The sequence below is a fragment of the Exiguobacterium sp. s193 genome, from assembly GCF_018618755.1.
In the GTDB taxonomy this organism is placed as follows: Bacteria; Bacillota; Bacilli; order Exiguobacteriales; family Exiguobacteriaceae; genus Exiguobacterium_A.
Map to the genome: position 1 here is coordinate 88,399 of NZ_JACSMR010000002.1, position 24,238 is coordinate 112,636.

At 45.8% G+C, this 24,238-nt stretch carries 21 protein-coding genes; 15 read left to right on the plus strand and 6 right to left on the minus strand.

Going from position 1 to position 24,238, the window contains the following annotated elements:
- The 3 genes from pssA to KNQ04_RS04135 are packed head-to-tail and all read right to left on the minus strand — an operon-like array spanning nt 1 to nt 2,568.
- Complete coding sequence (gene pssA, locus KNQ04_RS04125) at nt 1-738, minus strand: CDP-diacylglycerol--serine O-phosphatidyltransferase (RefSeq protein ID WP_214847524.1); 738 nt, start codon at nt 736-738, stop codon at nt 1-3.
- Nucleotides 739-758: 20 nt separating this feature from the next.
- Nucleotides 759-1,226: a Cys-tRNA(Pro) deacylase gene (ybaK, locus tag KNQ04_RS04130; RefSeq protein ID WP_214847525.1), complete on the minus strand. Its 468-nt coding sequence runs from the start codon at nt 1,224-1,226 to the stop codon at nt 759-761.
- Complete coding sequence (locus tag KNQ04_RS04135; protein ID WP_214847526.1) at nt 1,186-2,568, minus strand: MATE family efflux transporter; 1,383 nt, start codon at nt 2,566-2,568, stop codon at nt 1,186-1,188. The genes ybaK and KNQ04_RS04135 overlap by 41 nt, the downstream gene beginning before the upstream one ends.
- 196 nt (nt 2,569-2,764) lie before the next feature.
- Here KNQ04_RS04135 and KNQ04_RS04140 point away from each other — a divergent pair, with 196 nt between their 5' ends.
- Nucleotides 2,765-3,538, plus strand: a complete 774-nt coding sequence (locus KNQ04_RS04140; RefSeq protein ID WP_214847527.1) for an enoyl-CoA hydratase/isomerase family protein — start codon at nt 2,765-2,767, stop codon at nt 3,536-3,538.
- A gap of 498 nt (nt 3,539-4,036) precedes the next feature.
- Here the strand turns inward: KNQ04_RS04140 and KNQ04_RS04145 are convergent, their stop codons facing one another.
- The gene (locus KNQ04_RS04145; protein ID WP_214847528.1) at nt 4,037-5,188 is read right to left on the minus strand and encodes a cation:proton antiporter; all 1,152 of its coding nucleotides are present in this window, start codon (nt 5,186-5,188) and stop codon (nt 4,037-4,039) included.
- Nucleotides 5,189-5,527: 339 nt separating this feature from the next.
- The gene (locus KNQ04_RS04150) at nt 5,528-7,315 is read right to left on the minus strand and encodes a glycoside hydrolase family 13 protein (protein ID WP_214847530.1); all 1,788 of its coding nucleotides are present in this window, start codon (nt 7,313-7,315) and stop codon (nt 5,528-5,530) included.
- 455 nt (nt 7,316-7,770) lie between these two features.
- Between KNQ04_RS04150 and KNQ04_RS04155 the strand changes: the two genes are divergently transcribed.
- The 7 genes from KNQ04_RS04155 (at nt 7,771) to KNQ04_RS04185 (ending at nt 17,731) form a co-directional block, all read left to right on the plus strand.
- The gene (locus tag KNQ04_RS04155; protein WP_214848048.1) at nt 7,771-9,030 is read left to right on the plus strand and encodes an extracellular solute-binding protein; all 1,260 of its coding nucleotides are present in this window, start codon (nt 7,771-7,773) and stop codon (nt 9,028-9,030) included.
- Nucleotides 9,031-9,153: 123 nt separating this feature from the next.
- Nucleotides 9,154-10,509, plus strand: a complete 1,356-nt coding sequence (locus tag KNQ04_RS04160; protein ID WP_214847532.1) for a carbohydrate ABC transporter permease — start codon at nt 9,154-9,156, stop codon at nt 10,507-10,509.
- On the plus strand, nt 10,509-11,342 hold the full coding sequence (locus tag KNQ04_RS04165; protein WP_214847534.1) for a sugar ABC transporter permease: 834 nt from the start codon (nt 10,509-10,511) through the stop codon (nt 11,340-11,342). The genes KNQ04_RS04160 and KNQ04_RS04165 overlap by 1 nt, the downstream gene beginning before the upstream one ends.
- A 19-nt stretch (nt 11,343-11,361) precedes the next feature.
- Complete coding sequence (locus KNQ04_RS04170) at nt 11,362-12,891, plus strand: alpha-amylase family glycosyl hydrolase (RefSeq protein ID WP_214847536.1); 1,530 nt, start codon at nt 11,362-11,364, stop codon at nt 12,889-12,891.
- A gap of 34 nt (nt 12,892-12,925) precedes the next feature.
- The gene (locus KNQ04_RS04175; protein WP_214847538.1) at nt 12,926-13,957 is read left to right on the plus strand and encodes a LacI family DNA-binding transcriptional regulator; all 1,032 of its coding nucleotides are present in this window, start codon (nt 12,926-12,928) and stop codon (nt 13,955-13,957) included.
- Between the two features lie 385 nt (nt 13,958-14,342).
- Nucleotides 14,343-16,643, plus strand: coding sequence for a glycoside hydrolase family 65 protein (locus KNQ04_RS04180; protein WP_214847540.1), 2,301 nt, complete (start codon nt 14,343-14,345; stop codon nt 16,641-16,643).
- Nucleotides 16,644-16,879: 236 nt separating this feature from the next.
- Entirely contained in the window at nt 16,880-17,731 is an 852-nt protein-coding gene (locus tag KNQ04_RS04185) for a YitT family protein (protein ID WP_029332877.1), read from the plus strand.
- 61 nt (nt 17,732-17,792) lie between these two features.
- Here KNQ04_RS04185 and KNQ04_RS04190 read toward each other — a convergent pair whose 3' ends face one another.
- Nucleotides 17,793-18,602 (minus strand): Cof-type HAD-IIB family hydrolase, encoded by an 810-nt coding sequence (locus tag KNQ04_RS04190; protein ID WP_214847542.1) that lies wholly within the window; start codon nt 18,600-18,602, stop codon nt 17,793-17,795.
- Nucleotides 18,603-18,798: 196 nt separating this feature from the next.
- Between KNQ04_RS04190 and KNQ04_RS04195 the strand changes: the two genes are divergently transcribed.
- The 7 genes from KNQ04_RS04195 to aroE all read left to right on the plus strand — a co-directional run bounded on the left by KNQ04_RS04195 (nt 18,799) and on the right by aroE (nt 24,237).
- Nucleotides 18,799-18,993 (plus strand): YjzD family protein, encoded by a 195-nt coding sequence (locus KNQ04_RS04195; RefSeq protein WP_012369663.1) that lies wholly within the window; start codon nt 18,799-18,801, stop codon nt 18,991-18,993.
- Between the two features lie 69 nt (nt 18,994-19,062).
- Nucleotides 19,063-20,196, plus strand: coding sequence for a beta-aspartyl-peptidase (gene iadA / locus KNQ04_RS04200; RefSeq protein ID WP_251136881.1), 1,134 nt, complete (start codon nt 19,063-19,065; stop codon nt 20,194-20,196).
- Nucleotides 20,197-20,209: 13 nt separating this feature from the next.
- Nucleotides 20,210-20,701, plus strand: coding sequence for a thioredoxin family protein (locus tag KNQ04_RS04205; RefSeq protein ID WP_214847546.1), 492 nt, complete (start codon nt 20,210-20,212; stop codon nt 20,699-20,701).
- Nucleotides 20,694-21,473: a phosphatidylserine decarboxylase gene (locus KNQ04_RS04210; RefSeq protein ID WP_214847547.1), complete on the plus strand. Its 780-nt coding sequence runs from the start codon at nt 20,694-20,696 to the stop codon at nt 21,471-21,473. Before KNQ04_RS04205 ends, KNQ04_RS04210 begins: the two co-directional genes overlap by 8 nt.
- 143 nt (nt 21,474-21,616) lie before the next feature.
- On the plus strand, nt 21,617-22,201 hold the full coding sequence (locus tag KNQ04_RS04215) for a YqeG family HAD IIIA-type phosphatase (protein ID WP_214847549.1): 585 nt from the start codon (nt 21,617-21,619) through the stop codon (nt 22,199-22,201).
- A 141-nt stretch (nt 22,202-22,342) separates the two neighbouring features.
- Nucleotides 22,343-23,452, plus strand: a complete 1,110-nt coding sequence (yqeH, locus tag KNQ04_RS04220) for a ribosome biogenesis GTPase YqeH (RefSeq protein ID WP_214848050.1) — start codon at nt 22,343-22,345, stop codon at nt 23,450-23,452.
- On the plus strand, nt 23,452-24,237 hold the full coding sequence (gene aroE, locus KNQ04_RS04225) for a shikimate dehydrogenase (RefSeq protein ID WP_214847551.1): 786 nt from the start codon (nt 23,452-23,454) through the stop codon (nt 24,235-24,237). The genes yqeH and aroE overlap by 1 nt, the downstream gene beginning before the upstream one ends.
- The last annotated feature ends 1 nt before the right edge of the window (nt 24,238 follow it).

The following is a 24,238-nucleotide window of genomic DNA, read 5'->3' on the forward strand; positions in this document are numbered from 1 at the left end:
TTAATGCTGTTTTTGTTTTTTTCGTTTGACGAATGAAAAGAGTAAAAAGGCGATATAAAGGGGAACGGCGATGAACCAGAACGTCGACCATTCATTGCTTCTTGCGACAATCACGTAGGTGACATAAAGTAGCGTGAAAGTGATGACGAAGGTATGACGTGGAACCGGAATATCTTTAAAACTTGGAATCTTGACACGACTGACCATCAAGAAGGCGAGTCCCGTAAAGGCGAGTGGGACCATCAAATCATTCATCCGTCCACTGAACAACGTCACGACGGCCAATATACCGCCAGCCGCCGTAATCGGAACACCGGAAAAGTAAGTCGAGGCGACGTTAGTGGCGGAAAGATTAAACCGTGCCAAACGAAATGCTCCGAACAAAGGGAACAATGCGGCAACGAGTAAACCGATTTCACCAAAGTCATAAAAATAAGTGTAATACGCCATCATCGCAGGAGCGACACCAAACGTGACGACATCGGCGAGCGAATCGAGCTCTTTCCCGAAGTCACCCGCGACACCAAGCATCCGGGCAATCCGGCCATCTAAGCTATCCAACATCATTGCGATGACAATTAACAGCGTCGCATTTTGGAAATCCCCTCGTGCTGCCATGACGATTGCGAGAAAACCACAGTATAAATTCCCGAATGTAAAGAGATTCGGGATTGAGTTACGAACACGTTCTTTCCACAAAATGATTCCTCCTACCACTTCTTCGATACTACCCATCATATCATAATTAAGGTTACCTATCAGCGGTTCGGATAGAGAATTCCACTAGTAAATGCCAATAAATCATGTGGTGATAATTTGATTTGAGCACCTCGTTTGCCGGCAGAGATAACGATGTAGGGTTGGTCGACGGCGCGGTCGGATAAGAAGACGGGAAAAGCCTTCTTCGCTCCGACCGGAGAAACGCCACCGCGGACGTAACCCGTCAGGCTTTCTAACACCTTCATCGGAACTAAGGACACTTTCTTCGCACCGGCAGATCGGGCAACTGCCTTCAAATTGACTTCCTCTTCGCCGGAAATGACGACGAACAAGTAGTTTTTCTGATCATCTTCTAACACCAATGTTTTGAAGATTGACGAAAGCGGGAAGTTAATTTTTTTAGACACGGCCAGTGCAGACAAGTCGTTCAAATCAACAACGTAAGAAATCGATTCGAATGGGACCTTAGACTGCTTCAGAAGTCTTTCTGCGTTCGTTTTGCTCATGTGTTTCTCCTTTAGTGAGGGAGTATTGGACCCATTTACGACCGTGCCAGCGTTTCATCGCGAAGATTCCCCGGAACCATTCGTCAGCTGAGAAGGCGATCCAAATCCCGAGCAGTCCGAGTCCAAATTGAAGACCGAGGACGTAACTGAGGACAACAGCGATTCCCCACATCGAGAGGACACCGATTGTGACCGGGAAGCGGACGTCTCCTGCTGATTTCAATGTCCCCATCAAAACGATGTTCATTGCGCGACCCGGTTCAAGGATGACACTTGCCCAGAGCAATGGAATTCCGATGGCAATGATTTCAGGGCTCGATGTAAAGAGCGACATGATTGACGTACCGAACGATGCAATCGCGACAGCTGAAACGAAGCTTGCGAAGACAGCAATTTTTAATGTTTTGACGCCACGTGCATGTGCTTGTTCGAATTGTTGTGCACCGACTTGGCGGGCGACTAATAATTGTGTCCCTTGGGCAATCGCAAGACTGAACAAGAAACAAAGCATCGTGATGTTTGAGACGTAAACGCGTGCTGATAAAGCAGCTTCACCAATCGTTGCGATGAATCCAGTGATGATGAGTTGTGAAAATTGATAAGAAATCCCTTCGCCGGCCGATGGAATCCCGATGTTCATGATGCTTTTGATGTCTTGACGGTTGATTTGAATTAAGTCTTTCAAACGAAAACGTAAAGACAGTTTGCGGTAAACAACGAAGAACAACAGGGTGACGGCAAATGCACGGGCAATGACGATCGACCAGGCGACACCCGCGACACCGAGTACTGGAATCCCGAAGAGACCGAGTACGGCGATGACGTTACCGAAAGCACTGACGAAGTTCATCAATAACGTGACGTACATCGCATTTTTCGTAAAACCATGGCTTCGGAGAATGGCTCCGAGCGTTAATGAAATGGCTTCTAAAAATAGGAATAAACCAACAATCTTTATGAACGTTTCGCCATACACTAACGTTTGTCCTTCTAGTGAAAAGAAACCTAACAATTGTTTCCCCGTCAAGGCGACGAGAACAGAAATGATTAGTCCGATATAAAGATTGATCGAGAACGCAGAGCGAGCCGTCTGACGTGCATCTTGGACACGTTTCGCACCTAAATATTGACCGATGATGATGGTCGCTCCGACGGAAGTGATATTAAATAAAATAATGAAGATGTTTAAGACTTGGTTCGAAACACCGACAGCAGCGGCTGCACTGTCAGAGTAGTAACTTAAGATTAATGTCGCAATGATCCCTAAGCTCATATGCAGCGCGATTTCGATGAATAATGGCCAAGTGATTTGGAATAATGTCGGTTGTTTTACAGTTTTCATAAATTAAATTCCCCTTTAAGTCCTTAAAACGTTTTGTCTTTCTGTATCTTTTGGAAACTATACGCCTTCGATTTTCATAATGAAAGTGAAAAAGGGAGCTTTCATAAAAAAATAGAGGATTTAAAAGGATTTTCATAAAACATCACGAATACATCATAATGAATGGTTGTTCACTTTTGAAAGGTAGGGGAATAGGATGAATACTGAAGTGGAATACGCGGTAGAATCAAATGTAGCGACGGTGACGTTAGCTCGTCCGGACCGACTGAATGCCTTAACATCAACACTCTTAAATGAACTAGCAGATTCGATTGAAGAAGCCAATCAAGATGAAGCAGTCCGTGTCATCGTATTGACGGGAAAAGGGCGTGGCTTTTGTGCCGGTCAGGATTTAAAGACGGTTTCTCCGGGCATGGATCATGGTGATTACTTAAAGACCTATTACCACCCGGTCGTCCGTGCGCTAGCCGGGTCGAAAAAGCCGATCATTGCAGCGATTAACGGGGTAGCGGCAGGGGCGGGGTTGTCGTTGACACTTGCTTGTGATTTCCGGATCGTCCGCGAAGATGCGAAATTATCGCTTGGTTTCATTAATATCGGTCTCGTTCCGGATGCCGGAGCACCGTACTTCTTGCCACGTTTGATTGGTTCAGCGAAGGCGCTCGAACTCGCATTGTTAGGTGATACGATCACAGCAAAGCAGGCGCTTGAGCTTCAGCTCGTGACGAAATCAGTTGCAGCGGATCGTTTTGATGAAGACGTGATGGATTTTGCAAAACAACTCGCAGCACGACCGACGAAAGTGATTGCCTACATCAAACAACTGCAAGCAGCCAGTTTTGAATCGACGCTCGATGATATGTTGGCGCAAGAAATCATCTATCAATCACGCGCCGGTAAAACCGAAGATCATCAACGTGCCGTTCAAGCTTTCCTTGAAAAAAAACCAACCGTCTTTGTTGGTCGGTGAAACGGTTTAATTGAAGATTACGCAAAATAAGAGACTCCCTTCCAAACGTACAGGAAGGGAGTCTCTTCAGACTGTAGACAAAGTACTATCAGGAAATCAAGCTTCATTTCAGGCTGTAGACAAAGTACCATCGGGAGGGTCAAGCGTCTTTTTTCGTTGCTTTCCTCGGGCGAGGCGCAAGCCGTTGCTCCTTGATCCTCACGGACAATGAGCAGGGTCTTGCCTGCCTCTGAAAGTGCGTGAATCACGCACTTTCAGAGGCAGGAGTCAACGAAACGTGACGCTTTTTAGGGAATACCATGACGGAAAGCCGGGCAGGAAGACGGTTTAGGGTGCAATCCGTCTTGAATTGTTTTGAAGACGAGGCGAGACAGGGAAGCGCGAACGGATTGCTTCTAGATATCGCATGTTTACACTTCTTAATAGTTTTTCTACACGCCGAAGAGACACCCTTCCAAAACGTACAGGAAGGGCGTCTCTTTTAGAAAAATGATTTTATCAATTCAATTTTTGTTTGATTTTTTGCGCGGTCGCATGCGTTTGGTCCGTTAACTTACTCGAGAGACGAAATAGTAAGATTCCTAGAAAAGCGGATACAAAGATATATAATCCTGTCAGTGTGACGAAAGCTCCGCTCGCAAGTGTAATGAAGAGAATCGAAAATTCGCCGCGTGGTCCTAAACAAAATCCGGATTCAATCGCATGGTAGTTCGATAGACCAAATGAACGGCCACCGAAGAACCCGACTAAAAATTTAGATAAGAGTCCCCAAACGACGAGTGACAAGAAGAACCAATCTAAAGGTAAACCTTCCGTTAATTCAAACGACATCCCAAATGCAATGAAAAAGAGGGGGAGTAATAAATCTTGAAAGGGTGTGACAAGTCGTTTCAAGTAACGCGTTTCTTTTAGTTCCGTCAATAAGATACCGACGATGAAGGCACCGAGTACCTCGGATAAGCCAAACATGATACCGATACCTGAAAAGGTCAAAATCAGGCCGATGATTCCAATTCCGGCATCCGGATGGCGATACAAGGAACTGATGACTCGTTCTTTTCTTCGGATGAAGACGGTTAATAAAAGTAAGGCACTAAATAAAACGAAGAACCCTAAGAAAATAGAACCCACTTTACCAAACGTGAATGGCTCTGTTCCAAGAATGAATGGCGCTGTCGTTAATAGAAGAGGGGCGATCAAATCCTCAAAAATAAGTAACGACAAAACAAAGCGGTTGACGTCTTTGTGTTTATCCGGTTCACGATCAAGTAAACGGGCAGAAATCGATGAACTTGTCGCATATAAAACACAGCCAATCAAAAAGGCTTCCGGGACAGAAAAACCAAATGCAAGTGTCAGGAGAAAAGTCCCACCGAAAGAGAGGACAACGTCAATTAATCCGGCTTTCCAAACGTGGCGGAGTTGACTGAGTAAGTCAGCGATTGAAAACTTAAGACCAAGCAAAAAAAATAGAACGATGATTCCTGCTTCACCGCCTAACTTCAATTCTTTAGGTGCATCGTAATAAAGCCCGATGGCAATCCCGATTAAAATGAAAGCGAGGATGCTCGGAAGGTGAAAACGTTCACTCAAATAACTGATTGCAAATAAACCGATAAGAATAAGACCGGCATAAAAAAATAATTCCATATCGAACACGTCCTCCTTTACGCTTTCCTTTACCCCAGAAAAGCGCCGGTATAACTATACACGGAAATTTCAGACGAAATTTCATCAGTAGTCCTCTAACCAGGAGCAACGGATTGCCCGCCTCTTAGCAGCATGAACAGGTGCTTCAAAATCAATCGGAGGGATGAACGTTCCGACCTGTACGCAGAAAACGCCGATGATTCCGTTTCGTAAACGGAGTCATCGGCGTTTTCGTTATCGATTTTTTCGAGTAGGGCGTCGTGATGCGCAACTAGAGCATAGATGGATAAGAAAAGAGTCAGCCCATTGTCTGTACCTTATCGATATAGCAATTATGAATTAGAGCGCTTGAACGATAGTTCCTGCATATGGAGGAAGCGTTACTTCTAATGAAGGTAGAGGTGAATTTAAGAATAAATCCATCCCTTGTCCTGTTGCGGGTGCAGGAATCGTCACTTGTTGATCCGAGTTGTTGAAGTAGACGTAATACGTACCGTCATCACTCATGCGACGCATGACGATCGAGTTTGTTTCGTCATCTGCATGAACGAATGAAATATGCCCATTGTTCGCAAGGGTCTTATGTTGTTGCCGCAATTGAAGCAAGTGTTTTGTATACATCAAGAGGTTCAAGTCCTGTGCTTCTTTATCCCAAGGCATGCATTTCCGGCAACCCGGGTCTTGATCTCCGTCAAGTCCAATCTCGTCACCGTAATAAATGACGGGACTACCGGAGAACGTCAGCATCGAGAGCAGGAGAAGGCGCATCTTGTTTTTATCGTTTCCGGCCCGCGTCAAGGCACGAGGTGTATCATGAGAACCAATCAAGTTAAACGTAACTTCATTGACATTCATCGTGTTTGAGAAGAGGACATGCGACATCTCATTCGCGTATGCTGTCGCTGTTGTCTTATCGAGTGCAAAGAAGTTTAGCGCCGCGTTCGTAAACGGATAGTTCATGACGGCATCGAACTGATCCCCGAGTAACCATTCTTGCGAGTCATGCCAAATTTCTCCGAGAATATACGTTTGCGGATTCGCTTCCTTGACGACACGACGGAAATCACGCCAAAACGCATGATCGACCTCGTTCGCGACATCTAAACGCCAACCGTCGATTCCGAATTCCTCGACCCAGTACCGTGCAACATGGAGGAGGTATGCTTTCACTTCCGCATTCTCTGTATTGAATTTCGGCATTTCGGGCACAAAGGCGAACGTATCATAGTTCGGCATCGGTTCCGTGACGAGTGGGAAGTCACGGAGGTGGAACCAATCACGGTAAGACGAATTGCTGCCGTGTTCGCGGATATCAGCAAAGGCTTCATGATGGAATCCAGCATGGTTGAAGACGGCGTCAAGCATAATTCGGATTCCTTTTTCATGCAGGAGGTCGACCATCTCTTTGAATTTTTCTTTTGTACCGAACTGGGGATCGATTTCGAGGTAATCGATCGTATCATATTTATGATTGGACTTTGCCTTGAAGATGGGACAGAAATAAATGCCCGTGATTCCGAGTTCGACCAAATAGTCGATATGATCGATCACGCCTTGGAAATCACCGCCGAAAAGATTCGTTGTCGTCGGTTCCGTACTGTTCCATGGAAGTGTTCCAGCGGGGTCGTTCGATGTATCACCATTCGCGAATCGGTCCGGGAAGATTTGATACCAAACGGTGTCTTTGACCCAGGCGGGTGAGGTGAAGACATCAATTTTATTTAAGTAAGGAACACAGAAGTAATAACCGGTATCATCGAGTGGTTTTTCGTCGAACCAACCGCGTTCTGTAAATACGTGTGTCGTTTGTCCATCGTGTAACCGGAAACCATACCGAAGGCGACGAAACGGTGGGATGACATCGATGAACCAGTAATCATATAATTCATCCGATCCACTGCGTTCCATTGCTGTTTCGAACGTGTTCCAATAGTTTGCTTTCGAAGGATCGAAGTTCCAATCGGCGGCGTCTGGATTTTCCGTATGCCAATCATACGGGTCTCCCCAAATCAATTCGACGTGGTCGACATCATTTTTTTTAGTCTGGAGACGGATGTGGATTGTGTTTTCGTCGTATTTATAGACGAACGGAGACATGGCGCGATGGAATACAGCTTCTTTGAGCATAGTGGTCACTCCTCTAGTGCAATCGATTGCACTCTAATGTAATAGTCCTCGAACTAAGAATAGTAAAGCGCTTTCTTAAAGTCAATGAGAATGGATGAAAAGAACGCATGTCAAGAATCTTTTTTTTGTAAAGTGCAATCGATTGCATTAATGTGCGCAAATAAAATAAATGTAAACGTTTTCTTTTTTGCAGATAAAAATCTCCAGTGTCAATTAATCTCCGAAATACTTTTTTAGAATGTTTTTGAAATGTAAGAAAATAATTAATAAAAAGGACTTGTCAAAAGGAATTTAGATTGTATAATAAAAATGTAAAGGTGATGCAAACGTTTTCATAAATCGCTTACAACTACTCGATCGTTATCATGAGAAAACGGTTGTACCTTTATGCAAACGTTGTGCATTAGAACTTATCATTCGTACGTTAACTTGGGGAGGAATTTTCAATCATGGAAATGAAAAAACTTGTAGCAGGTCTTTCGGTATCAGTAATGGCAATCGGTGCGCTCGCAGCATGTGGCGGCGGAACAGATTCAGATTCTTCATCTACTAAATCAGACAGCGGTAGCAAACCGGATAAAATCGTCATCTGGGAAGATACTGAAAAAGCTGAAACAACAAAAGCGGCGGCAAAAGCATTTGAAGAAAAAGAAGGCGTCAAAGTTGAAGTCAAAGAAGTTAAAATGACGGATCAACAGAAAAAAGTTGCACTCGACGGACCTGCTGGAAAAGGACCTGATATCATTCTTCTTCCACACGACCAGATCGGGACAGTCGTTGACCAAGGATTGATCGCTGAACTTAAAGACGGTGAAAAAGCACTTGAGCCATTCATCGATACTGCAAAATCTGCTGTCACGTTTGATGGTAAAGTATACGGTTATCCAAAAGCTGTTGAAACACCAATCCTCCTCTTCAACAAAGATGAGTTAAAAGAAGCACCGGCTTCAATGGACGACCTCTACAAATTGTCGACAGAACAGAAAAAAGACGGCAAGTATGGTTTCCTCGCACTTTGGGATAACTTCTACTTCGCACACGGTCCAATCGCTGGATATGGTGGATATGTCTTTAAAGATAACGGTGGAAAACTTGATCCTGCAGACATCGGCCTCAACAACGAGGGTGCTGTCGAAGGAATGGATTACATCGGAAAATGGTACAAAGAAGGTCTCTTCCCGAAAGGTTTGATCGGCGGTGGCGGTGGTCAAGCACTTGACCAATTATTCGGCGACAAGAAAGCAGTCGCTGTCATGAACGGGCCATGGGCAGTCGCAAGCTACAAAGAAAAAGGCATTAACTTAGGAGCATCGGCGCTTCCGAAGCTTCCGAATGGTGAGCCGATTAAAACATTCGTAGGGGTTAAAACGTATGCGGTTTCTGCATATTCTGAAAACCAAGAATGGGCAGAAAAATTCCTTTCTACACTAACGGGTGAAGAAAACGCAAAAACGATGTTTGAGAAATACAACGAGATTCCACCAGTCACTTCACTCCAAGAAGATGCAGCGATTAAAGATAACGAAGTTGCAGCAGCGGTCTTCGCACAATCTAAAGATGGTGTTCCAATGCCGAACATCGCCGAGATGGGTCAAGTTTGGGAGCCGATGGCAGCAGCACTTCAACTTGTTGCAACAGACAAGCAAGATGCACAAAAATCAGCTGATGATGCTGTTAAACAAATCAAGCAACAAATCGAAGCCAACAATCAATAAGCCGTTCCTTAATTGAATCATTAAAAAAGAATTAAAGAGAGGGGGATCATTGATTCCCCCTTATCTTTATGGTTGGAAGAGAAGCCTGAGGTCAGACATGACCTTTGGAAAGGAGAACAGACGATGGCTGCCATTACGACACCGAAACAAACAAACCCGACACCGGAGTTACAAACGAATCACCGCAAAATTGCTGCGTTGATTTCAATCGTGCCAGGTTTAGGGCAATTGTATAATAAACAATTTTTAAAAGGCGCGATATTCTTTATCGTTGTCCTGTCATATTTTTTAGTCAATTTTGATCTGTTTTTTAAAGGAGCCGGGAATGGACCAGGGGATCGTGGTGCGATCTGGGGTCTGATTACACTCGGTGAGGTAGCAGGCGTAAGGGGGGATCACTCGATCTTCTTAATGGTCGAGGGAATCATCGCGTTGATTTTACTTGTGTTTGGTATCGCCATTTACGTCTGGAACTTTATCGATGCGTATCGAATCGGTAAACTGCGTGATTTAAAGGTGGAAGTGCCTTCGTTGAAAATGCAGCTACGGAATTTCCGTGACAACGGGTTCCCGTACGCCATGTTGATTCCATCGTTGGTACTACTCGTATTCACAGTCGTTTTACCGTTGATTTTCACATTCTTGATTGCTTTTACGAACTATAAGTTCAACAACTCGCCACCCGCCAAGCTCGTTGACTGGATTGGCATTCAAAACTTCTTGAACATTTTCACGGTCGATATTTTCCGTGATACGTTCGTCAGCGTGCTAGGTTGGACGCTCGTCTGGACGGTCGCTTCGACGACAGGTGTCATTGCAATCGGGATTGGCCTTGCTGTTCTCTTGAACCAAAAAGGTCTTAAGGGAAAACGCTTTTTCCGTTCAGTCTTGATTTTATCGTGGGCCGTACCAGCCTTCATCACGATCTTGATTTTCCGTTCGATGTTCAATGAAACGTTTGGTGTCTTTAACACGACGTTACTCCCAGCGATTGGATTAAGTGGTGGTGTCGAGTGGATGACCGATCCAACTTACACACGTCTCGCATTAATCGGGATTCAGTGGTGGCTCGGATTCCCGTACATCATGACATTGACGACAGGAATCTTGCAGTCGATTCCGGAAGATTTATATGAAGCGGCGACGATTGACGGAGCAACTTCAGGTGAAAAATTCCGTTTGATTACGCTGCCGATGATTTTGTTCGCGACAGCACCAATCTTAATCACGCAATACACGTTCAACTTCAATAACTTTAACATCATTTATCTCTTTAACAATGGTGGACCGGCTGTACCGGGACAATCTGCAGGTGGAACCGATATCTTGATCTCCTGGATCTACAAGCTATCGCTCGGTTCGAATCCACAGTACGGTTTCGCAGCAGCGATTACACTCGTACTGTCGTTCTTCATCATGACGATCGCCGTCATTCAGTTTAAACGTTCAAAATCATTCAAAGATGAGGATATGATCTAATGAGAAAACAAAACCGAATCAATATGGCGTTGTCATACCTCATTTTGACGATCGCCTCGATTATTATCGTCTATCCACTCCTATGGGTTGTCGGGACCTCGCTTAACCCAGGGAAAAGTATTACTTCGGATATCTTCCCAAGTAATCCGACACTCATGCACTATTTCGATTTGTTTGATGCGACACAAACGGATTACGGCATGTGGTATTTGAATACGATTAAGATTGCTGTCATTACGATGGTCGTCTCAGTCGCATTGATTACGTTGACAGGTTATATCTTTTCACGTTACCGGTTTGTCGGACGTAAAAACTCATTGATTTTGTTCCTCGTTTTACAGATGGTGCCGCAATTCGTTGCCATCATCGCAATCTATGTGTTACTCAACATGCTCGATTTGTTTGATACACACCTGGCGTTGATTCTTTTGTACTCTGGTGGAGCGATTCCGATGAATACGTATCTCGCCAAAGGATATTTTGATACAATACCAAAAGAGCTAGATGAAGCGGCACGAATGGATGGAGCAGGTCATCTTCGGATTTTCTGGCAAATCATCCTTCCGCTTGCTAAACCAATGGTTGCTGTCATCGCGTTGTTCAATTTCATGGCACCGTTCAATGATTTCATCCTGGCGTCACTTGTTCTCCGTTCGCCGGAGAAACAAACGCTTGCGGTCGGATTATACAACATGGTTTCTGAGCAGTTCGATAACAACTTCACGTTGTTTGCGGCAGGTGCCGTTTTATCTGCAGTACCAATCGTCCTTCTGTTCTTCGCCTTCCAGCGCTACTTCGTATCTGGATTGACGGCAGGTGGAACGAAAGGGTAATAAAGGAGGAATTAGCGGCATGAGACGAGGCGTGATGCTTCTCTTCTTGCCGCTTCTCTTGTCTTTCGGACTTTTTCCGCAGACAGGTGAAGCAGCAAATTGGGAAAAAGAACGAATGTATTTCATTATGGTCGACCGGTTTGAGAATGGGAAGACGAGTAATGATCGCGATGTAAATAAAGACGATCCGAAAGCCTATCACGGTGGTGATTTGGCAGGAGTGACGAAACGGCTGGATTACATTAAAGATGAAGGTTTTACATCGATTTGGCTGACACCGATTTTTAAGAATCGACCGAATGGTTATCACGGCTACTGGACAGAGGATTATTATAAAATCGATCCCCACTTCGGAACGAAAGAGGAGTTCAAGCAACTCGTCGACGAAGCACACGAGCGCGACATCAAAGTCGTCCTCGATCTAGTCGTCAATCACTTAGGACCAAATCATCCACTCGTTGAGAAAAAGCCGGATTGGTTCCATAAAGAACAACCGATCATGAATTGGAACAATCAAGCGGAAGTTGAAAATAACTGGCTGTTTGATTTACCGGACTTTAACACTGAAAATCCAGAAGTCGTCGATTACTTGGTTGATGTTGCGAACTACTGGGTCGATGAGACGGGGATTGATGGATACCGTCTCGATACGGTACGGCATGTTCCGCCTGCCTTTTGGAAAACGTTCATTCCGGCTGTCAAAGAAAAACATCCGGACTTGTTTTTACTCGGAGAAGTATTCGATGGGGATCCGCGTAGGATTGCTACCTATTCAAAGCTTGGATTTGATTCCGTAACGAACTTTCCGTTTTATTATGGAATAAAAGATCAGTTCGCCCGTAAAAATGGTTCAGCGGAAGAACTCGATTCAGTTTATAATCGAGATATTACATTTAATCCGAAGGCGATGTCGCTCGCGACATTCATTGATAATCATGACTTGAAACGATTCATCACGGAAGCAAAAATTGGTGGGGCTATGGACGAAGAACGTCAACTGCGTCTAGCATTGTTTGCCTTATATGCTGCTCCAGGTATGCCGGTCGTCTATCAAGGAACGGAAGTCGCGATGCCGGGTGGCGAAGATCCAGGCAACCGGATGATGATGGAGTTTGATAAAAATGACAAGATGCAGGACTATGTAAAAACATTAAATCAGATGCGTGACGACTATCCGGCGTTTGCGACAGGGAAGCAACGTCTGATTGGGAAGACGGATCATATGGCCGTATACGCCCGAGAAACGAAAAATCAGACGGCGGTTTACGCGATCAATCTAGGTGAAAAGAAAACGACGATGCGTGTCAAAGCTTCAGAAATCGGCGATGATCAACGCTTACGGGGATTATTATTCTCTGATCTCGTTCGACAAGATGGGGATGCTTACGAAATTACGTTGGATGCGAATAGTGCAAACGGGTATATCTTAGAAGATTCTCAAGTCAACTGGTGGTCACTTGTTGCGATTGGATCGATCGCACCAATCCTTGCCTTAATCCTTCTCTTGCTTCACCGGAGACGCGTCAATCGGACGAAAGAAACAGAGTAAAATACATTTGTAGGGAAATGATGAGGTGAAGGGGATGCAAGTCACAATTAAAGATGTCGCTAGGGAAGCGAATGTCGCACCATCGACCGTATCACGGGTCATCGCGAACAGTCCGCGGATCAGTCAAAAAACGAAGGAACGCGTGCGTCAGGCGATGGAAGATCTCGGTTATTATCCGAACGTCCATGCCCGAAGTTTAGCGAACCGGACGACACAGGCAATCGGTCTCGTCATGCCAAGCGCAGCGACGAAAACACTCCAAAATCCGTTCTTCTCAGAAGTCATCCGTGGAATCAGTACGAAAGCCCATCAAAATGGGTATTCACTTTATATGACGACGGGGGTGTCTGAAGAGGAGGTATATGAAGGAGTCGTCTCGATGGTTCAGGGCCGTCGTGTCGACGGGGTCGTCGTCTTGTATTCGAGAACTGATGATAAGGTCGTTCAGTTCCTTCAAGAATCGAAATTTCCGTTCGTCGTCGTCGGCAAACCATTCAGCGATTCGACGCAAGTGACATATGTCGATACCGATAACTACCTCGCAGGACGTGAAGTGACGAAGTATTTGCACCAGCTTGGTCATGAATGCATCGCCTTTGTTGGTGGGTCACAAGATTTGGCCGTTACGCAAGAACGTGTCGGTGGTTACAAAACAGCTTTGATGGAAGAGAGGCTTCCGGTCGAAGACAACTATATCGTCAGTGCGCCATTCATGACGACAGGTGGAGCTGACGCCGTTAAGCGATTGATGTCACTGAAACATCCACCGACTGCTGTCGTCGTCAGTGATGACATGATGGCTCTCGGAGTTATGAGTACGTTGAACGAGATGGGGATCAGTGTGCCTGATGAAATGGCGGTCGTCAGCTTCAATAACTTATTTATTGCTGAATTTTCAAGTCCGCCATTGACGTCGGTCGAAATCAACATCTTTGGTTTAGGTTTTGAGGCAACGAATTGTTTGATCGAACAAATCAATGAAGATGCGACACCGTATGGTAAACGCGTCATCGTTCCGCACCATCTAGTCGTGCGTCAATCTTGTGGGGGTCCACAAAAACCATGAAAAACATTGGCTTCATCTCGTCCGTCAACGGAATCGAGATGAAGTTTTTTTTGTGTGATCAAAAAAACTGCGTGGATTGAACAAGAAAAGTAACAGCGTGTAGACAAACTCTTATGAAGCATGAAGAGAGACAATCCGGTCGCGCTTCCTTGTCTCGCCTCGCCCGAGGAAAGCAATGAAAAAAGACGCTTGATCTCCCGATAGCACTTTGTCTACAGCCTGGTAAGTTAGTAAAAACGGTTTCGCAAAAAGAAATTTATTTTCGTGCAAACGATTGCATTAGTGTGTTTTATGTGTAAAATAAAGAATGTACAGAAATATTGAAACGCTTACAAATGACGCTGAAAGCGTTCGAAATCGGCAATGATAAAAGGAGCGACTACTGATGAAACGATTATTTGATGTGAATGAGTGGAAAATCATAGAACAGGGATTTCATCCCGAGGATAACCGTCTCGCCGAATCGATGACTTCGATTGGGAATGGACATATGGGGATGCGTGGAAATTTTGAAGAAGATTACTCAGGAGATACACACCAAGGGATGTATGTGGCAGGTGTCTATTATCCCGATAAAACACGCGTCGGTTGGTGGAAAAACGGATATCCGGAGTACTTTGCAAAAGTATTGAACGCCGTCAACATCATGGGTGTACGTGTTTCAATCAATGGTAAGAATGTCGATTTGAACGAATGGGAAGTCGTCGATTTTAAGCGTGAACTCGATATGCAGCACGGTGTTTTGACACGAACGATGTTACTGAAGAATGGCGTCGAGGAGACGAAGATTGAATCGACACGGTTCTTCTCGATCGTCACAAAAGAAATCGCGGGACTTCGTTATACGGTCACACCGATCAACTTCGAAGCAGAAATCATCATTGAATCGTATCTTGACGCGGACGTCGAGAACGAGGACTCGAACTATGATGAAAAATTCTGGCTTCCGGTCGAACATGGTACAGAAGAACGTTTCGGGTATGTCACGTCAAAAACAAAAAAACTCGATTGGCACGTGACGGCGGCAATGATTACAGATGTCGAAGGAGCAGTGTGTGAAGTCGTTGACGGCACATCACAATACGTTGCGAATCGTTTTACGAAACAAGTCGAATCGGGTGAAGCGGCGACAGTTGAGAAATTAGTCGCTCTCGTGACGAACCGTGATTATGAAGTCGACGATTTACTGGAGCAAGCCATGAAGCGTGTCAATGAAGCGTTTGAACTGGGATTCGATGCTGTCCTCGCAAATCATGAGGCCGCTTGGTTGAAACACTGGGAAGAAGCAGACGTTAAAATCGAAGGAGACGTCGAAGCGCAACAAGGGATTCGCTTCAACATCTTCCACATGTTCCAAACCTATACTGGAGAAGATTCACGTCTGAACATCGGACCAAAAGGGTTCACTGGCGAAAAATACGGTGGCGCGACCTACTGGGATACGGAAGCCTATTGCCTCAACTTCTACCTTGCGACATCCAAACCTGACGTCGCCTGGAACTTGTTAAAATACCGTCATAATCAATTGCCGCAAGCAAAAGAGAATGCGGACAAGAACGTCGGTATGAAAGGTGCACTCTATCCGATGGTCACGATGAACGGGGAAGAGTGTCACAACGAGTGGGAAATCACACATGAAGAAATTCACCGGAACGGCGCGATTGCGCATGCTATCTATAACTATACGAACTACACAGGGGATACGTCATATCTCGGACAATACGGGTTTGAAGTCCTTGTCGAAATTGCGCGTTACTGGGCGAGCCGTGTCAACTATGTCCCGCAAAAAGACGTCTACATGATCCTTGGTGTGACAGGACCGAATGAATATGAAAATAACGTTAACAATAACTGGTATACGAACTTGATGGCAGCATGGTGTCTTGAATACGCGCAAACCGTCCACCGTCATTTAGCAGACAACGAGCCGGATCGTCTAGCCGAATTGATGCATCAATTAGCATTGACGGATGAAGAGCTTGCGCAGTGGGCCGACATCAATCAAAAAATGTATTATCCAAAAGATGAGACGGAACCGGCAGTCTTCATGCAACAAGACGGTTTCATGGACAAAGAACAAATCATGGTTGCTGATCTTGATCCGAAACACCTGCCGCTCAATCAGAATTGGTCGTGGGACCGGGTCCTCCGGTCGGTCTTCATTAAACAAGCGGACGTCTTGCAAGGACTGTACTTCTTGACGGATCGTTTCTCGATCGAACAAAAGAAAGCGAACTTCGATTTCTATGAACCGCGTACGGTGCATGAATCGTCGCTCTCACCTTGTATCTATTCCATCATTGCGGCGGAAGTCGGATATGAAGAAAAGGCAGTTGAATTGTACCAACGTTCTGCGCGCCTCGATCTTGATAACTACAACAACGATACGGAAGACGGTCTCCACATCACGTCGATGGTCGGATCATGGATGTCGATCGTGCATGGTTTTGCCGGACTCCGTGTTCAAGAAGACGCGTTGTCCTTTAATCCGATGTTGCCACAAGGCTGGACGAGTTATTCGTTCCGGATGCAGTGGCGCGGACATCATATCCACGTCCACGTGAAACAAAATGAAGTCTCGATCGAACAATCGACAGGCGAAGCATTTTCATTAAAACTTCACGATCAAGTCGTTGACGTGCCAGCAGAAGGTAGCGTCACGGTTCCGTCTTCGATGACGTTCTAAACGTTAGGACGAATCGGATCCATAGGCTTAAAACGAATCCGGACGATTTTCGAAATTCTTGTTGAATCTCGAAAAATCGTCCGGTTTTTTTGTCATTTTCGTTTAGTCATCGTGCTGACACATGAAAGCGCTACCGAAAAAAGAAATCAATTTCTTTCGCATTCTTGACTATCCGCTGTCATTTGTTATGTGCTAAAGTGTTCCAAGATAGTTCAAGCAAGAGAGGAGAACAAGGTGTGACAGCAGTTGTGAAGGAAAATATTTTAAAGGTAATGGTCGCTTCGATTGGTGGGTTCGTCATTGCGGTCGCAATGAACTGGTTCTTGATTCCAAGTGGCGTTTATTCGACAGGATTTACAGGGCTTGCCCAGATTCTGACTCAAGTATTACAGGACACGGCATTTGCGTTTGGTGAGAACGTTTGGTTTTTAGCCCTCAATATTCCATTGATCATTTTGGCATGGATTATGCTCGGTCGTAGTTTTACGATCATTACACTGATTTCTGTTTTAGCGACAACGATCTTTATCGGTTTGATTCCACAATATGCTGTCATTCCAGGTGACCAAACATTAAACGCAGTGTTTGGCGGTGTCCTGCTTGCGATTGGAACGGGAATCACGATTAAATTTGGTGCGTCGACCGGTGGCTTCGATATCGTCGCCTTGATTTTTGCCCGGTTCTCGGACCGAAGTGTCGGTCTTTATTTATTCGTCTTGAATTTTTTAATCGCCATCCTCGCCGGAGCATTATTCGGTTGGTCGACAGCACTCTATACGATTGTCTTTATTTATGTGACGTCGAAAGTGGTCGATGAGATTCATACGAGCAATCAACGCCTGACGATCTTCATCATCACGAACCATGCCGATGACATCACGATGGCACTGCATCAACACATCATTCGCGGAATCACGCAGATGCCGTCGATTGGAACGTATTCACGGGCAGAGAAGTCGACGCTGATGATGGTCATCGAACGGCATGAACTGCGGGACATCGAACGGATTTGCCGCGACGCAGATGAAACCGTCTTTATCAATGTTGTACCCACCGATTCAGTCGTTGGTTACTTCCGAAAAGGGTAATCAAAAACGCATCTTCTTGATCGCCGACAACTGTCGGTCAAGGAGATGCGTTTTTTTAACATCAAGCGAGTCCGAGGACATGCTTCAAGTAATAGGCGATGCCATCGTCTTCATTTCGTTTTGTTGTCCCGTTCGCGAGTAACTTGAGCTGTCCGATCGCATTTCCCATCGCGACGCCGTGTCCCGCGTACTCAATCATTTCTAAATCGTTTTCTTCGTCACCGAAGGCAACGATGTGTTTCTGTTCGATTCCGAGGTGCTTGGCAATCTGTTCCAAGCCAATCGCTTTACTCGTTCCCTTACGCATGACTTCGACCATATACTCGGGCTTGACCCACTGTCGGTTTAAGACGGTCTCGGCATGAACATGCGACAGCTCCGACCGGATTTCGTTAACGTGTTCACCCTTGGCATGAATCAACAGCGAGGTCGGTTCGTGACGCAGCAACTGCCGCAAATCACCGGTCGTTACCGACAGGGCATGATCGGTATAAAATTCGTAAATCCCGACCGGGTCACGTTGGAAATAAACGTGATCGGTCACTTCACAGACGATATTTTGTGTTTTCGTATCAGCAACGGACTCGAGAATATGTTGCACGGTTTTTAACGGAATCGGGTGATGACTGACTTTAAAGTGAGGATCGTTCGGGTGATGAACAAATCCACCATTAAAATTAACGATTGGTGTCGTTAAACCAAGTTCTTCATAATAGCGTTTCGCATGACGGAACGGTCGCCCCGTCGCGATGACGACTTCATGACCGTTTTCACGCGCTTTGTGTAGTGCGGCAAGATTTGCAGGACTAATGGTCTTATCGTCTTTTAAGAGTGTACCGTCGAGGTCGACGGCGATGAGATGACGTTTCATACATACACCAACTTCGCTTTAGATTCTTTCTTCATTACTTTATCATACGGAGCTACACAAAGCAGGAAAGCGACTGTTTTGAACAAAAAGGAAAACGCTTAAAAAAATCCGATAATAGCTGTCGGACGATATAAAAAATGATATACTACGAAACGTAGGACTAATAAAAGTAAGCTATGGAAATGGAGGGGAAAGAATGCGTTTTCTCGTTACATTCTTCTGGTCGTTCTTACTCGTGAACACAGCTGTGTTCATCGTATCAGCGGTCGATGCAGTTACGTATAACTTCGGGTTCGCGACAGCGATGTCAGTCGTGACGTCACTTGTTGTCTTCGCACTTGATGCAGTCAATGAAGATCTTGGTCTTGGTCAAGGGACAAAGGCAGAATAACTTGAAAGCGAGGTATCGTCACTGGGCGATATGCTCGCTTTTTATCGTTTACAGCGAGGGGGAGGACATTTGATCTTAATTAAACAAGCGCTTGTCGACGAAATCCCGACGGATGTACTTGTCGGAGGCGGAACGATTCTTAGGATTGGTTCCTTTGATATCGATCAGGATTTGCTTGAACAAACGATTGACGGAACGGGGAAACGGTTAATTCCAGGATTGATCGATGGTCATGTTCATCCGATTGGCGGAGGTGGGGAAGGTGGATTCGCTTCCCGGACGGCTCCACTAGTCGCTAGTGATTTCTTGACGGGTGGTGTGACGACGGTCGTCGGATTACTTGGCACGGATGGTTGGACCCGGACCGGAATTGATTTACTGGCACATATCCGTGGATTTACACGATACGGAATCCGACCTTTTCTGTTAACGGGCAGCTACGCTGTCCCACCCGTTTCGATTACGGATACGATCGGTCGTGATATCGTCCTTATCAATGAAGTCATCGGACTCGGCGAGATTGCGATCAATGATCACCGTTCGACCCAACCGACCGTTCAGGAAATGACGCGACTCGCAGCGGAAGCGCGTATCGCCGGGGTGGTCAAAGGGGTCAATGGAACGATGAACGTCCATATTGGAGACGGGAAACAAGTGTTACATCTCCTTGAAGAAGTCGTCCGGACGTCGGATGTACCGATTGAACAATTTTTACCGACACATATCAATCGAAGTGAACGAATTTTTGAAGCCGGTCTCGCCTGGGCGAAACAAGGTGGACGGATTGATTTTACGACCTGTACGACAAAAGCCTTCATCCAAGAAGGCGAAGTACCTGCAGGACTTGCACTGAAACGGGCACTTGAAGCAGGGATTCCTTTACGGCAGATCACGATGTCGAGTGACGCCGGTGCGAGTTTACCAGCGTTCGATGCGTCCGGAAAACTCACTCGGATCGAGTCCGGTCAACCGACTTCGATCCTTGAAGCGGTCAAAGAGGCGGTAGGTCATGGTGTTGCATTTACGGACGCCATTCAGACGGTCACACGAAACGTTGCCGAAGCGTACGGGATTTCTGGCGGGACGATCAAACTGGGTCAACGTGCCGACCTGTTACTGATTAGTGACGCTTTTGAAATCGATACGATTCTAGCGGGTGGACATGCTATAATGATTCAGAAAAAATGGCTTATGCCAAAATGATGGAGGGATCGATTTGTCGAAAAAGTCTACGCGCGTGAAGCCGTCGAAAAAGTCGCAATCAAAAGCGAATTGGATTACGGCCGGCGTCATCGCATTGATCGTCATACTGGGAGCGACATTACTACTCTTCATGGATAATGAAGATTCAGCAACGAAAGATGGAAATCTTACAGCGAGTCAAGTCGCTGAAAAATTAAAGTCAGGTGACGAGTTCTATACGTATTTCTACCAGACGGGTTGTGTCCACTGTGAAAAAGTAAAGCCGTACTTAGTACCGCTCGGCGAGAAACAGGATATTCCGTTCGAACAAATTGATCTTGCCGTCGAACAGTCCGCATGGGATACGTTTAAAATTGAAGGAACACCCACTGTCGTCCACTTCAAGGATGGTAAAGAAGTGAGCCGTGTCGCAGGCGAACAGACAGAAGAAAGCTACAAGGAATTCTTCGCAGGTAAGAATGTTGAGGATTCAAAAGAAGAATCATCGGGTGATTTAAATGATTAAAAAATGGTTTTTTAAAAATTTATTCGAATTAAATGGACGCCCGTTCGTCGCGCGACAACTGCGACGTTTTGCGATGAGCGAGTTGAGTCGACCGTTGATCAAACCATTCATTAAGTTGTATGACTTACAGATGCACGAGGCGAGTCAGCCGGTCGAAGCCTATCCGACCTTACATGATTTGTTCGTCCGTCACTTAAAAGAAGATGTCCGACCGATTTCACAAGCTGAGCAAGCATTCGTCAGTCCGTGTGATGGTGTCTTATCTGTCGTCGATGACTTGACGGAAGACAGTCGCTTCACGGTTAAAGGACAAACGTATTCAGTCGCGGAATTGCTTGGTTCTCACCATGAAGCGGCAACGTACGTTGGAGGACGTGTCTTGATTTTTTATCTCAGTCCACAAAACTATCACCGTGTCCATGTTCCGATTGATGGGACGGTTCGGACGAGTTATACACTCGGGCGCGATTCTGCACCGGTCAATGAATTGGGACTCGAGTACGGGAAACGTCCGCTGACGCGGAACTATCGACGCGTCACACGTATCACACAAGGTGGGCATGCACTTGAACATGTTATGGTCGGAGCGTTGAACGTCAATACGATTGTCCAGACGAACCAAAATCGTGAGGTCAAACGTGGCGATGAGTTTGGGTATTTTTCGTTCGGTTCGACCGTCGTTTTGATTTGTCCGAAAGGTGCGCTTGATTTAAAAGATGACGTGACAGGTCCTGTCTTGATGGGGCAAGCACTTGGTAATTGGAATTCATGAAAGTAAAAGCACCCTTCAATTGAAAGGGTGTTTTCTTTTGTGCATCGCTCTACGCCATTGATTGTGCTATAATCGAACGATAAGAACATAACTGTTTCTTAAACTTAACTATAGAGCTAGACCATTATCTGGAGGTTTTATTCTTGTTCAAACGACTTTATCCGAAACATTTCGTCGCATCCATTTATGATATCGATTTAGAGATGTTAAAACGAAACGGTGTCAAAGCAATTTTGACGGATCTTGATAACACGCTTGTTGCATGGGATATTGCCGATGCTCCAGACGAATTGGTGTCATGGCTGGATATGGTGAATAATCAATACGGATTTGACGTCATCATCGTCTCGAATAATAACGGCGATCGTGTCAAAAAGTTTGCGGATCCACTCGGACTGCACTATATTGCACCTGCCCGAAAACCATTACCAATCGGTTTCAAACGAGCATTAACGGAATTCGGTTATCATGCAAAAGAAGTAGTATTTCTTGGGGATCAGTTGTTTACTGATGTGCTAGGAGCAAATTCCGTAGGCATCGAAGTCATTCACGTCCAACCCGTCGTTAAAACAGACGGTGTCGTCACTAAATTCAATCGCTTGATGGAGCGTCTCGTCTTCCGTCGCATGAAACGTAAAGGCATCTATAAATTGACGCAACGTGTCAAAGAAGAGTCTGAAGCGGAGAAGCGTCAGGTCGAGCCACTGCGTCAGGATAAGCAACAATGACCCTGTCATACCGGTAGATGAAAGGATAGGCAGTAGTCGCAACATGTACGGCTATAGGTCGGAAGTTACGCTCTGGGAGTAGCGTGCAGGGTGCTACGTTGAATAGAGAAGGGAAAGTTCCCGATGCGGCTCAACACACATATGAACGAAGAAATTCATTGCGCCGGCTGTGGTGTCGAGATTCAAACAGAGGATTCGAAAGCACCAGGTTATGCGCCTAAATCTGCACTTGACCGTGAAATGGTCATTTGCCAACGTTGTTTTAAACTGAAACACTACAACCAAATTCAAGACGTCGCATTGACGGACGATGATTTTGTCAAAATCTTAGACGGAATCGGTCAAAAAGATGCACTCGTCGTTAAAATCGTTGATATTTTCGATTTCAACGGAAGTTGGTTACCCGGATTACACCGCTTCGTCGGAAAAAACGATGTCCTGCTTGTCGGGAATAAGGCAGACTTGTTGCCGAAGTCGCTCAATCCGAATCGTTTAATGAACTGGATGCGCCAAACCTCAAAAGAACTGGGCTTACGTCCAGTCGATGTCCACTTGATTAGTGCGAAAAAAGGGCACGGCGTCGATGAATTAGCAGAGAAAATCGACTACTACCGTAAAGGGCGCGATGTCTATGTCGTCGGCTGTACGAACGTCGGGAAATCAACGCTGATCAACCAAGTCATCAAACGGTTTGGTGAAGAAGAAGAGGCCGTCATCACCGTCAGTCACTTCCCAGGAACGACACTCGATTTGATCGACATTCCGCTAGATGATAACTGTAACCTGTACGACACGCCAGGAATCATCAATCATCACCAAATGGCACATTATGTCGATGGACGAGACTTGAAATTGATTACGCCGAAAAAAGAAATCAAACCACAAGTCTTCCAAATTCATCCGCAACAAACGTTATTCTTTGGTGGTTTAGCACGCCTTGACTACATGGAAGGGAACAAACGTTCATTCGTCATCTATATGTCAAATGAACTTAAAGTTCACCGGACGAAGTTAGATAAGGCGGACGATCTTTATGCAAATCATAACGGGGAGCTGTTGTCGCCTCCGAATGAAAAAACGCTTGAGATGTTACCACCGCTCGTCCGTCATGAGTTTAGTTTACGTGACAACATGAAAACAGACATCGTCTTCAGTGGACTCGGTTGGGTTGCGGTTCACGGAAAAGGTGGGCGAGTAGCTGCCTACGCGCCTAAAGGTGTTGCTGTTTCCTTACGTGAGGCGCTCGTCTGATGCGTTTCGCTGTCATCGGTCATCCGATTGCCCATTCACTTTCACCCGTGCTGCACGAGGCATGGCTGGAAGCGGCTGGGCTTTTCGGCTGTTATAGTATGATGGACGTCGAAGAAAACGAATTAGCGCAGGTCGTCCGGCAATTACGGATGCGCGAGCTCGATGGCATTAACGTCACGATTCCCTATAAAACAGCAATCATCCCGTTTCTCGATCGGCTTGAGCCTTCTGCTGCAAAAGCGGGAGCGGTCAATACGGTCTACGTTGACGGGGAGGAACTGGTCGGTGCGAATACGGACGGGACGGGATTCGTCCGTGCTTTGTCCGCGCGACAATCGTCAGAAAACATTCTTGTGATTGGAGCGGGTGGTGCGGCACGAGGAATCGTCGCGGCGCTCGACGGGACGGTCACAATCATAAACCGGACGAATGAACGGGCGTGCGCGCTTGCCGCTGAATTTCAGGCGCAGGCAATCGACTGGACAGCGTCACCGGATTTAACGCCCTATGACACAATCATCAACACGACATCGGTCGGTATGATGCCACGCGTCGAAGCGACACCAATCGAGTTGTCCGAGACGACGGCACTGATTTGTGATATTATTTATCGACCGACTCCGACGCAACTACTACGTGATGCCTCGGCTCGAGGACTCGCGACACTAGATGGCGTCCCGATGTTCGTTTTACAAGCGGCTGAAGCATTTGAACGCTTCACCGGTCACGCACCTGATCTTACGCTTGGTGAGCAGGTGATTCGAAAGCAACTGGAGGAATATTAAT